Source organism: Nocardia sp. NPDC056100 (assembly GCF_042266325.1).
In the GTDB taxonomy this organism is placed as follows: Bacteria; Actinomycetota; Actinomycetes; order Mycobacteriales; family Mycobacteriaceae; genus Nocardia.
Map to the genome: position 1 here is coordinate 863,083 of NZ_JBHJVY010000002.1, position 11,747 is coordinate 874,829.

Here is an 11,747-nt window from a genome sequence, read left to right on the forward strand (position 1 = left end):
GATCAGGTGAAGTTCTTGGTGGCCGTATCGCCCGTGGCGCGGCCGAGCAGGACCTGACCCGCCTGGGCGAGCATGCCGTCCTCGTCGATGGTGAGGTGGCCCAGGATCACCTCCACATCGCGCAGGAAATGCTGGGTCGGGTCCTGGGTTTGGTAGATGGCGGCACCGGAACCGCGCACGGCGGTCTGGATGGCGTCCCACGCCAGGCGGCCTACCGACAGGCAATCGAGTTTGATGTTCGCACGCATCTCATCGCTCATGGACGCGGTGCTCGCCGCATTGACCTCGATGGTTTCCCGGACAGCGCGATCGAGGGTGGCCTCGGCGGTACGGAGCTGGGAAACCGTTCGCGCGTAACGCAATTGACCGGCCGCGGTATCGCCGGTCAGCCGAGTGCCGAAGGCCTCGCGCCGCTTGTCCAGGCGATCACGGTAATCGCCGACCACCGCCTGCCCCGCGCCCAGCAGCAGCGCGGGCAACAGGAAGACCAGCAGATCGCGAATATCGTAGGAGTACAACGGTTCCGGGTAGAGCGCCGCGGCCGGATTGTCGCGCGAGAGCCAGTCGTGGAGTTCGAGGCTGAAATCCTCGGCGACGAATTCGTCGTCCACGATGACATTGTTGCTGCCGGTGCCCTTCATCCCGGCCATATCCCAGGTGTCGGGCACCTCGACCACAGACCGCGGCAGCAGGAACAGCCGCAGCTCATCCTCGCCTTCGATCCTGGCGGCCAACTGCACCCAGTTCGCGTTGAGCACGCCCGAGCAGTACGCCCAGCGCCCCGAGAGCCGGAACCCGCCCTCCACGCGCACCGCCCGCCCGGGCGGATTCGCCGCGACCGCCACCAACTGCGGTCCGGGCGTGGCGAATACCTGGCGCTGGGTCTGCTCGGGCCAGCGCGCCAGCATCCAGCCGTGCGCGATGAAGAACGACAGCGTCCACGCCGCCGAGGGATCACCCTGCGCCAAAACCCGCAGTACATCGACGAATTCGCGCGGTCCCGCGCCCGCGCCACCGAGCGCCTCGGGCAACAGCAGCCCGAACAGCTCCTCACTATCGGCCACGGTGGCATCGGGTAGCCGGCGCAGCTCCTCGGTCTCGGCGATGCGTGCCCGCAGCACCGGCACCAGCTCCTGTGCCCGGGCCACGAGCGGATGCACCGCGCCGAGCTGAGGATCCAATACGTCTTGCATGACTCTCCCGTCGAAAGTGGCGGTGACCGGATCTCCCCCGTCGGGCAACTCGCCGTAACTGTGGTGCCACCCCATGAGACACCACAGATGTGCGCAACGTCAACCAAGTTTCGAAAGTTAGCTAAATATGCGCGTCCGGGAAATCAGCTACAGTACGCACATGTCCAAGGTGAAAGGCGCAGGCTCACGTGCCGATACGGTGACCGCGGCGATCCGCGCGGACATCCTGGCCGGACGCCTGATCCCCGGGCAGCGACTCACCTTCCCCGAACTGGGCGCGGCCCACGCGGTGAGCGTGGGCGTGCTGCGCGAGGCCCTGGCCCGGCTGGTCGAACAGGGCATCGTCACCACGGTCAGCAATCAGGGCTTCAGCGTCATCGCCCTGTCCGCACGCGATTTCGCCGAGCTCACCCAGGTCCGCACGCTCATCGAACCGCAGTTCATCCGCGTCTCGGTGCTGGCGGGGTCGACCCGCTGGGAATCGGAAGTCGTTGCCGCGCACCATGTTCTGCAACGCACCCCGTACTTCGCCGAGGACGGCACGGCATTCAGCCCGGCATGGAATACCGCCCACACCGACTTCCACATGACACTGCTGGCCGGATGCAGCAATGTGTACATGCACGACGGCACCGCCCGCCTGCGCGACGTGTCCGCCCTGTACCGCCGCTGGTCCCCCATCCGCAGCCCCGCCGATGAGGCACTGGCGCGCATCACGACTGAGCACCGCGACCTGATGGACGCGGCGCTTGCCCACGACGCCGACCGCGCGGAAACGCTACTGCGCGAACATATTCAACGCGCGGCCGACGAGATCGTCATTGCGCGGGAATTTCCCGAGCCGTCCGCAGCCGCGCAAGGATAACCAAGCCCGCGCCGCCGATGAGCGCGAGGAACGACGCGCCCAGTACATAGCCCGGCCCGGCGAATCGCTCCAGCCCGAGCGCGTGATCGAGCGAATACCGGCCGGGCCCGGCGAGCCCGGTCCCGAACGCGGTGAGGCCGTACAGCAGCGCGAGCTCACAGCCACCCTTATTGGCCCACAACCCATTTGCCGCCGTCATGGCCACCGCGACCACCATGGTGCCCACGATCAGCGCGGTCCCGGCGGCGGTGAACAACCCGCCCGCGAACAGCACCGCACCGAGCACCTCGGTCGCACCGGCCACAACAGCCATCGCGGGCCCGGGCCGCAATCCCCATTTCTCGAACACCGCCCCGGTGCCCCGCGGTCCGGAGCCGGAGAACCACCCGAACAGCTTCTGGCACCCGTGGCCCGCGATCAGCACAGCGAGTGCCACCCGCAGAAACAGCAGTCCCGCATCCATTGTCAGCGTCCTTCCGTCAGGCCGTACGCGGCGGCCCCGTTGATATCGAGAATCGCGGTTTTCTCGGCCGCGGTGAGTTGTTCGGCGTTGCGGACCAGATCGACTGCGACAGTGGCGGGTTCGCGCGGGGTGTCACTGCCGAGTACCAGCCGATCGAGCCCGAGCGAATCCCGCATTGTGCCGAACAGATACGGATCCTCGATGAGGCTGGTGTCATACCAGAATCTGCGCAGCTGACCCAGCACGCCACCGAGTTCGGCGTGCAGTTCGGGATCGGTGGCCCGCAGCCCGCGATCCCACCGCCCGAACAGATACGGAATCGTCCCGCCGGTGATCCCGCCGATCACCCGGACATTCGGAAAACGCAACGGCACCTTGGCCGCAACGAGCCGGCACAGCGCGACCGCCATCTCGGTCGGCCCGCAGAACGCGGGGGTGAGCATGAATTCCGCGGACCCCGGCGCCATCTGCGGGGTCGCTCCCGGATGCAGGAACACCGTGGCCGAGCGCTCGTTCAACGCCGCCCAGATATCGTCGAACTCGGGAGCGTCGAGGGGGCGCCCGGCGACCGACGGGCCCAGATTCACACCGCGAAAACCACATTCGTCGAAACAGAAGTCGATCTCGGCGAGCGTGGCGGCGATATGCGGCAGCGGCAGGCTCCCGAACGCGCCCAATCGGCCCGCACCGGCAGTCACCGCCTCGCGCATCATCTCGTTGGCGTAGCGAGTCGCGGTGATCCCCGAGCCCGCATCGGGAAAGTACGGCTGCACCGCGCCCACACTCATCACGGTGAGATCGATTCCGGCGGAATCCATATCGCCGATCCACCGCTCGATGAACGCGGCGTCGCCCGCGGCGAACTGCCGCCGCGCCGCGGCGGTCAGATGTGCGCCGTAATGCGCGAAGGAGTCCACCCGCGCCCGGGCATCGAGGGAGTCCATCGTGTCGAAGAAGCGCGGTGGAAGGTAGTGACTATGAAAATCTATGCGCATAGTCGCGAAGAATACGCACATCTATCAAACATTCGAAAGTATGCGCTGAGCACTCCCAGCTCCGGGCCATCAGCACAGACGTGCGAGAATTGACCCCGTATCCGATCGGAAGGTACTGATCCGCAGTGAACATGGGCCTGGTTTTGGGCGACCGCCGCTTCCGCGCTTCGGCACAGGAGCACGTGGTGTTGCCGCATTTCCTCAGGTAGCCACGCCCTGCTCCCACCGAAGCGTCGTCGGCCATCGACACCTTCGACCCGCACGGGAGCCACATGTCCACGATCAGCTGGACCGAGAACGACACCCTCCACACTGCCCGCTGGCATTCGGAGAACGGAACCCCCGCCGCGGCGCAGATCGTCATCATCGACGACAGCACCTCGGCGAACAACGCCCTGCGACTGGCCCGCTCGGGCACCGGACTGCTCTGGCGCGGCGACTTCCACAACGCCCGGCATCTGCTGCGCGCCATGGATCGACGCCTGGCCGGGAAATCGACTCCTCCGGCCGGCCGCCGGTCCGGGAAATCGGCATCGGGAGATCGGCGTTCCGCCAAGGGATCGCCCCCGGCGTCGGTGCGCGGGGAACTCGGCGCGGTCTTTCACGCACAGCGTGAAACCCGGTCGCGGCGAGCCGCACTCCTGGGCAGCGTGCTGATCGAGCTCGAGGTCGATCGCTCGATCGACCTCGGCCGCGCACCCGATGTGCGCGCGGCCTGCGAACACGCCTACGGGGAACCCGCGCACGAGCTCGGCGAAATCTCCCGCGAGACAACCGTTATCTCACTGCCCGAGCTCCTGGGAGTCATGAGCGCGTACGAGTGGCACCGCAAGGGCATCGACATCACCGCCGTCGGTGGTCGCCTGCACCCGGCCTACGGCGTCTTCGCACCCACCCGCGACGAATACATCGATCTCCTTGCCGCCATTCCCTTTCCGGTCGCTGACCCGCTGGTCTTCGATATCGGCACCGGCACCGGAGTCCTCGCCGCAGTGCTCGCGCGGCGCGGCGCACGACAGGTTCTCGCAACCGACCTCAACCCCCGCGCGGTGCGCTGTGCGCACGAGAACATCCGCCTGCTCGGCCTCGACAACCAGGTCCACGTGACGGAAGCCGACCTGTGGCCCGATGACACCACCCGCGCGGATCTGATCGTGTGCAACCCGCCGTGGCTCCCCGGAATCCCCACCTCGGCATTGGAATTGGGCATCTACGACGCCGCCTCCGACATGCTCAACCGCTTCCTCGGCGAACTCGTCGACCATCTCACCGCACCCGGTGAAGGCTGGCTCATCCTGTCGGATCTGGCCGAACACCTGGGCCTGCGCACCCGCGAGGAACTGCTCGCCCGCATCGCCGCCGCCGGTCTCGAGGTGCTCGGCACCCACGAGACCGCACCCCGCCATTCGCGCGCGGCCGATGACACCGATCCGCTGCATGCCGCGCGTGCACTCGAGCGCACCATGCTGTGGCGGCTGGCACCGCAACGCTGAATTCGCTTCAGGATGCCCCGGTCTCGGCCGGGGTATCGAGTGCGCGGGCGGTATCGCGCACCAGCGTCCGGAACCACTGATGCCCCGAATCGAAAGTGTGCACCGAATGCCACCACAGCGCTTCGTTGATCGGCCCGGCATCGAACGGGCACGCGATCACCCGCAGTGTCGGCGGCAGGTTGATCGCCTGTGTGAGCCGCTTCTGAATGATCGCGATCCGATCGGTGCCCGCCACCAGTAACGGCAGCGCCACAAAGCGATCGATGACCGCGCGCGGGCGTATCAGCACACCGCGCTCCGCGAGTCTGCGCATCATGAAAGTCGGCTCACCGGGCTCATATTGTCCGAGCACCCAGTGCAATCCGGGTAGCTGCTCGGCGGTGGGCGGATGCTCGGCGATCGGATTGTCCCTATCCACCAGCGCCACCCACTCATCGGAGAACAGCTTCGAACTGGGCACACCGAGCGGGAACGCACCGTGTGGCGCGATCAATCCGTCTTCGGATCGCGCCGAGGCGTCGGAATGCAGCTCCGAGGGTTTGATGAATTGCCGCAACCGCAGCGAGGCATGCGGTGCCTGCGCCTCGAACGCCGACAGCAGGCTGGGACCGAGCACGGCGACCAGATAATCCGAGACGGTGAGCACGAATTCGCGATCCGAGGTGGCCGGATCGAACTGGGACTTGGTGTCGAACAGCCGGTCCGAGAGCTGCATGACCCCGCCCGCCTGCTCGCGCAATTGCGTGCCGAGCGGAGTCAATTCGTAGTGGTTGCCCACGCGTTCGAGCAGATCGTCATCGAAGTGCCGCCGCAACCGCGCGAGCATGGCACTGGCCGCGGGCTGGCTCACCCCGATTCGCGCCGCGGCCCGGCTCACATGCCGCTCTTCGAGCAGGGCATGCAGTGCTACCAGCAGATTCAGATCCGGGCGAGCAGACATCCGGCAAGGGTATCAGTCTGGGTGATGGCTGGATACAGATCAATGATTTCACGAATAACCCCAGCGTAATCACACTGGAACGCATGGTTGACATCACCGCCGTGCTCGATGGCGTGCACGGACCGGTTCTCTACGCCGTGTTCGTCGCCTTGACCCTGCTGCTCTTCTGGATACCGACCGGGATGATCATTCCGGGCGAACCCTTCTTCGTCCTGGCCGGAATTCTCGCCGCGAGCGGGCAGGTCTCACTGCCCCTGGTGCTGATCGTCATCATCGCCAGCGCGATCATCAGCCCGATCGGCGCGTACGTGGCCGGACGGCGATTCGACGGCTGGATCAGCAGCCGTCCCGCCGATTCCAAATTCCGCCGCCTGCTCACCAAAGGTGAAGCCGCACTGCGCCGCCGCGGCGCACCCGCGGCCGCTTTCGCATGCTGGATTCCCTTCCTGCGCACCACCATTCCGCTGATGATCGGCGCCTCGCGCTACTCCTTCACACGCTTCGTCGCGTTCAGCGCCACCGGCACCACACTCTGGAGCGCGCTGTTCATCATCGGCGGCTACTTCGCCGGGCCGTTCTTCCAGAAGTTCGCTATCTACGTCGGCATGGGCCTGCTGATCCTGCTGGTGCCCCTCATCCTGTTCAAACTCATCCGCCGACTCGTGCGCGGCCCCGCCGCCAAACAACCGGCGCAATGAACCCGCCTCACCGAAGGCATTCCGGCCCAACCACACCCACCGAGAGGATTCCTATGACAAGCAATCCAGTCACCGCGTACACGCACGCGCTGCTGATCGACGGCACCGGCACACCCGCACTCGCGGATGCCACCATCGTGGTCACCGACGGCGAAATCACCGCCGCGGGAACCGATGTGCGTGTCCCGGCCGACGCGAAGATCGTGGACCTGGGCGGTAGGACGGTACTGCCCGGACTGATCGACGCGCATGTGCATCTGGGTGGACTGGGTTTCGGCAACACACCCGCGTTCGGCGGCCGCGCCGAGACCGACGACTACGCCGCCGCCCGCTCGGGCGCGCTGCGGCACGGCGTCACCACCGAACGCAGCCTGGGCGATTTCCTCACCGACAGCCTCGCCGTGCGCGATGAGATCGAACGCGGTGAGCTCATCGGCCCGCGCCTGTTCACCAGCGGCCCCAGCTTCCAGGTCGAGGGCGGGCACCCCAACGGCAGCGTCTGGTTCAACGATCCGGTCGCACTGCGCGAGGCGGCCCGGGTGCCCACGACCGCCGAGGAAGCCCGGCACGCGGTGCACGAATTGGCCGACGCCGGAGTCGATCTGATCAAAATCATCATCTCCAACAACGCGATCTTCGGCCCACCGCGCCCCGAGCTGAAGATGCCGTGGGATATCACCGCCGCCATCATCGACGCCGCGCACGCCCGCGCACTGCGTGTGGTCACCCATACCGAGACCCTCGCCGACGCCCTGCAGGCGGTGCGCGCGGGTTCGGACGATATCGAACACCTGCTCATGCGCGCACCGGAACCCCTCGACCCCAGCGCATTCGACGAACTGTTCGAGCTCATGGCCGAACGCGGCGCGTACCTGGTCGCCACCATGGTCGCCCATCAGCACGACGCCACCCCCGAAACCGACGCGCGCACACTGCGATACGGCAACCACCTGATCAAACGCGCATATGACCGAGGTGTGACGCTCGGTGTCGGCTCGGACGCCCACTCGGCGGGCATGCACGGCTGGGCGCTGCGCAACGAACTCATCATGATGGTGCACGACCAGGGCATTCCCGCCGCCGACGCCCTCGTCGCGGTGACCCGGACCAATGCCGAACTACTGGGCTACGCCGACACGATCGGCACGGTCGAAGCGGGCAAACGCGCGGATCTGCTGATCATCGACGGTGATCCGATCGCCGATATCACCACCCTGGCCAATATCCACCAGGTCCTGCGCGACGGCGTCGTAGTCGTCGACAACGCGCACGCCTGAACCGAGCCACCCGAAAGGAGAGCGCCATGACAGCGGAAACACACCGCGGCACCGAATCCACGATCGTCACCGAAACCCATAACGGTGAACAGTTCGACGTGGTCTACAAACCCGCGCGCCGCCCGCCGGACCTCGGCGAAGGCAGCGATGACGAATTCGCGGGCAACGGCTACCTGGGCTACTGCCCGCCCTTCCACACCCGCAGCTACCAGGCCGCGCCCGGAATCCGATGCGATCAGGACCAGCCGGTCACCCTGCGCGACGGCACCGTGATCTACACCGATATCTACCGCCCCGACACCGACGTGCCGGTCCCGGTGATCATCTCCTGGAGCTACTTCGGCAAGCGCCCCGGTGACGGCATGACCGAGTGGAATGTCAAAGGCGTTCCCCGCGAGACGATTTCACTCATGGCCAAGTTCGAATCGGTCGATCCCGGCTACTGGTGCCACGTCGGCTACGCGGTCGCCAATGTGGACCCACGCGGTATCGGACACTCCCAGGGCAATATCAACTTCCACGGCTCCCAGGACGCCCGCGACGGCTACGACTTCGTCGAATGGCTGGCCGAACAGCCCTGGTGCAACGGCAAAGTCGGCATGGCCGGCAACTCCGGCGTCGCGGTCACCCAGTGGGCGATCGCCGCACAGCAGCCCCCACACCTGGCCTGCATCGCCCCGTGGGAGGGCACCTCGGACATCTTCAACGAGGCCATGTACGAGGGCGGGGTTCCGGGCCTGACCTTCCATTCGGCACTGACCGGGTTCCTGTCCGGTCCGGGTCTGGTCGAGGACATCGGCGAAATGGGCCGCCGCTACCCATTCTTCAACAACTACTGGCGCGATAAGGTCGCGGATCTGACCCAGATCCAGGTGCCCTGCTATATCACCGCCTCCTGGAGCCACTTCCACCTGCACGGTGCCTTCGAGGGCTTCCGGCATGTGGGCGATGAGCGCAAATGGATTCGCGCACACCGGGATTTCGAATGGCCGGATATGTACTCCCCCGGCAATATCGAGGATCTGAAGCGATTCTTCGACTGCTACCTCAAGGACATCCACAACGGGTGGGAGCTGACCCCGCGCGTGCGCCTCGAGGTCATGGACGCGCTGGACTGCGACTACCAGGTCAGCCGTCCCGAGCGCGAATTCCCCTTGGCGCGAACACGATACGACAAGCTCTACCTCGATGCCGCGACCGGCTCGCTCTCCCCCGAACCGATCGCCACCGCCTCCAGCACTTCCTACGACGCGGCCGACGGGGTGGTCACCTTCGATATGACCCTGCCCGAAGAGACCGAGCTGACCGGATATTCGACGCTGCGCCTGTACGTGGAGGCCGACGGCAACGACGATATGGACCTGTTCGTCAATATCCAGAAGCTCAGCACCACGGGTGAATGGATCCCCACCCACGTGCTGGACCATCCGCATCCCGGCGCGTGGGGCAAGCTCCGCGTCTCGCGGCGCGCGCTCGATGAGCAGAAGTCGACCGACTTCCACCCGGTCCTTGCCCAGCGCGGCGAGGACAAGCTCAGCCCCGGCGAGATCGTGGCCGTGGACGTCCCGATCTGGCCCACGAGCCGAATCTGGCACGCGGGCCAGCGCATTCGCGTGCAGATCGCCGGGCACTACATTCGCGGCGACTGGTTCGAACCATTGACCTGGCAGACCTGCAATACCGGACGGCACATCCTGCACACCGGTGGCGCGTACCAGGCGTATCTGCAAATCCCGGTGATCCCACCGAAATTCACCGACGCGGGCCATACCTACCGGTAACCCCACCACAATTCAGGAGAACCCATGACCAGAATTGACGTGCACTGTCACTACCTACCCGAATTCTATCGAGAAGCCCTGGCCGCCAACGGTCATGCGCAGCCCGACGGCATCCCCTTCATCCCGCAGTGGAGTGAGAACGCCGCGCTCGAGGCCATGGACAGCCTCGGCGTGCGCAAGTCATACCTGTCGATCTCCTCGCCCGGCGTGCATTTCGGTGATGACGCTGCCGCGCGTGATCTGGCCCGGCGGGTGAACGAGGAAGGCGCACGCCTGCATCGCGCCCATCCGGATCGATTCGAATTCTTCGCCTCCACTCCCCTGCCCGACGTCGATGCCGCACTGGCCGAAATCGCCTACGCCTTCGACGAACTCGATGCCGCGGGTGTGGTCGTCGAAACCAATTTCGACGGCATGTACCTGGGCAACGAACATCTCGCGCCGGTGTACGCCGAACTCGATCGGCGGGGCGCGGTGCTGTTCATGCATCCCACCAGCCCGGCGGGGGCCTGCACGGGTGCCGCTGAGCCGCTGCGCTATCCGCGCCCGATGCTCGAATTCCTCTTCGACACCACCCGCACGGTCACCGATCTGGTGCTCTCGGGCACGCTGGAACGCTATCCCAATATCCGGGTGATCGTGCCGCACGCCGGCGCGGTGCTGCCGATGATCACCGCGCGCGTGGATGTCATCGGCGCGAAGATGGTCGGCAAGACCGATCCCATGCGTACGGCGTTGCGGCGCTTGCACTTCGATCTGGCGGGTATGCCGGTGCCCGAGCAACTGCCCGCGCTGCTGAGCGTCGCCGATCCCGAACATATCCACTACGGCAGCGATTTTCCGTTCACTCCGCTGCCCGAAATCGATATCAACGCCAAGCGTCTGGACGCGGCCGAGATTCTGCAGGGCGGGTTGCTGGACAAGGTGATGTACGAGAACTCGGTACGTCTGTTCAGCTGAATCAGCTTCGACACACATGATGGCCCGCACCGGATTCCGGTGCGGGCCATCAGTGTTCACGCGCTACTGCTGAACGGGCACCGGCTGCTGCGCGACCGGCTGCTGCACCGCGGGCTGCGGTGCGTTGATGGTGCTGAAGAACTGCGACGCCGCCGCGATACCCACCGGAATACCGACCAGCGCGGCACCGGTGGCCGCGCCGAAGCCGCCCGCCATCGCCCCGCCCGCAACACAACCCGCCGCCGCGGCCGGCAGCGAGAGCGTCCCGGCGCTGACCGGAATGAACAGCGAGCCACCGGTGAACGCACCGAGCACGCAGCCGCCCACCAGGCCGATGGTGCCACCGACCAGGGACCCGATACCGGTCGCCAAACCGAACTGGGTGGCCGCCGCACCCAGGGCGCGGCTGTAGCGCTCCTGCGGATCGACCGCATCGCCCGGACCGGCCACGGGCGCGACGGCGGCCACGGAGTCGACCGAAGTCGGCGCGGCCGAATCCACCTGTACCGCAGCGGCTACCGGCGCCGCGAACTGCTCACCGACCACGGTGGCACCGATCGGGTCCTGCACCTGGAACTGACCGCCCTGGGTGGTCAGCGTCCCGATCGGCGAGCTCAGCACGACCGAACCGTCGGACAGATCGCTGGTGTAGCGCACGCCCGGCAGGATCTCCACGCTCAGACGGCTCGGATCGGTGTTCGCCGGGGCCGCATCGGCGTGCGCGGTTCCCGCGGCTGCCACCGCGGCGGACACCGCGATAGCGGCGATCACGACCGCCTGGCGGGCTTTGTTCGTCGAGGTCTTCATCGGCCTCATCTCCATCTCTCTGGATATTCTCTTCTCGGCGCGCGCGAGGACTCGCAATGCGTTGTGCGCCGGAGATTTCCGCGAATCGCGTAATGCGAATTCGCTCGGGATCCGATCCATTTGAGGTGTACCGGATCACATTCGAAACTATCAGGTGACCTACGACACTTCAAACCTATGTTGAATCGGAATAGGGGTATAAATCGCGCGAATAATGGACGTTAATAGAACGTTTACCGCAAACGCCGAATAGCCCTTTCCGCATTGTGCGGAAA

At 66.0% G+C, this 11,747-nt stretch carries 11 protein-coding genes; 6 read left to right on the forward strand and 5 right to left on the reverse strand.

Annotated features, from left to right (window positions below):
• Positions 1-2 precede the first annotated feature (2 nt).
• On the reverse strand, positions 3-1,268 hold the full coding sequence (locus ACFC0O_RS15940) for a hypothetical protein (RefSeq protein WP_375958344.1): 1,266 nt from the start codon (positions 1,266-1,268) through the stop codon (positions 3-5).
• An 85-nt stretch (positions 1,269-1,353) separates the two neighbouring features.
• Between ACFC0O_RS15940 and ACFC0O_RS15945 the strand changes: the two genes are divergently transcribed.
• Positions 1,354-2,058, forward strand: coding sequence for a GntR family transcriptional regulator (locus ACFC0O_RS15945; protein ID WP_375958346.1), 705 nt, complete (start codon positions 1,354-1,356; stop codon positions 2,056-2,058).
• On the opposite strand, the gene ACFC0O_RS15950 is transcribed toward ACFC0O_RS15945, so the two are convergent.
• Positions 2,012-2,521: a DoxX family protein gene (locus ACFC0O_RS15950; protein ID WP_375958347.1), complete on the reverse strand. Its 510-nt coding sequence runs from the start codon at positions 2,519-2,521 to the stop codon at positions 2,012-2,014. The two genes, ACFC0O_RS15945 and ACFC0O_RS15950, sit on opposite strands and share 47 nt — an antisense overlap.
• A gap of 2 nt (positions 2,522-2,523) precedes the next feature.
• Positions 2,524-3,537, reverse strand: a complete 1,014-nt coding sequence (locus ACFC0O_RS15955; protein ID WP_375958349.1) for an amidohydrolase family protein — start codon at positions 3,535-3,537, stop codon at positions 2,524-2,526.
• Positions 3,538-3,788: 251 nt separating this feature from the next.
• Between ACFC0O_RS15955 and ACFC0O_RS15960 the strand changes: the two genes are divergently transcribed.
• Positions 3,789-5,009, forward strand: coding sequence for a methyltransferase (locus ACFC0O_RS15960; protein WP_375958351.1), 1,221 nt, complete (start codon positions 3,789-3,791; stop codon positions 5,007-5,009).
• 7 nt (positions 5,010-5,016) lie between these two features.
• On the opposite strand, the gene ACFC0O_RS15965 is transcribed toward ACFC0O_RS15960, so the two are convergent.
• Positions 5,017-5,949: a LysR family transcriptional regulator gene (locus ACFC0O_RS15965; protein ID WP_375958353.1), complete on the reverse strand. Its 933-nt coding sequence runs from the start codon at positions 5,947-5,949 to the stop codon at positions 5,017-5,019.
• Between the two features lie 83 nt (positions 5,950-6,032).
• Here ACFC0O_RS15965 and ACFC0O_RS15970 point away from each other — a divergent pair, with 83 nt between their 5' ends.
• From ACFC0O_RS15970 to ACFC0O_RS15985, 4 genes are read left to right on the forward strand one after another with little or no spacing between them, the layout of a single operon-like run.
• Complete coding sequence (locus ACFC0O_RS15970) at positions 6,033-6,647, forward strand: DedA family protein (RefSeq protein WP_375958355.1); 615 nt, start codon at positions 6,033-6,035, stop codon at positions 6,645-6,647.
• A gap of 53 nt (positions 6,648-6,700) precedes the next feature.
• Positions 6,701-7,924, forward strand: a complete 1,224-nt coding sequence (locus ACFC0O_RS15975; RefSeq protein WP_375958357.1) for an amidohydrolase family protein — start codon at positions 6,701-6,703, stop codon at positions 7,922-7,924.
• 26 nt (positions 7,925-7,950) lie between these two features.
• A complete protein-coding gene (locus tag ACFC0O_RS15980; protein WP_375958359.1) occupies positions 7,951-9,705 on the forward strand; it encodes a CocE/NonD family hydrolase in 1,755 nt (584 codons plus the stop codon).
• A gap of 24 nt (positions 9,706-9,729) precedes the next feature.
• Positions 9,730-10,665 (forward strand): amidohydrolase family protein, encoded by a 936-nt coding sequence (locus ACFC0O_RS15985; protein ID WP_375958361.1) that lies wholly within the window; start codon positions 9,730-9,732, stop codon positions 10,663-10,665.
• Between the two features lie 63 nt (positions 10,666-10,728).
• Here ACFC0O_RS15985 and ACFC0O_RS15990 read toward each other — a convergent pair whose 3' ends face one another.
• Complete coding sequence (locus ACFC0O_RS15990) at positions 10,729-11,472, reverse strand: hypothetical protein (protein ID WP_375958363.1); 744 nt, start codon at positions 11,470-11,472, stop codon at positions 10,729-10,731.
• Positions 11,473-11,747: the final 275 nt, after the last annotated feature.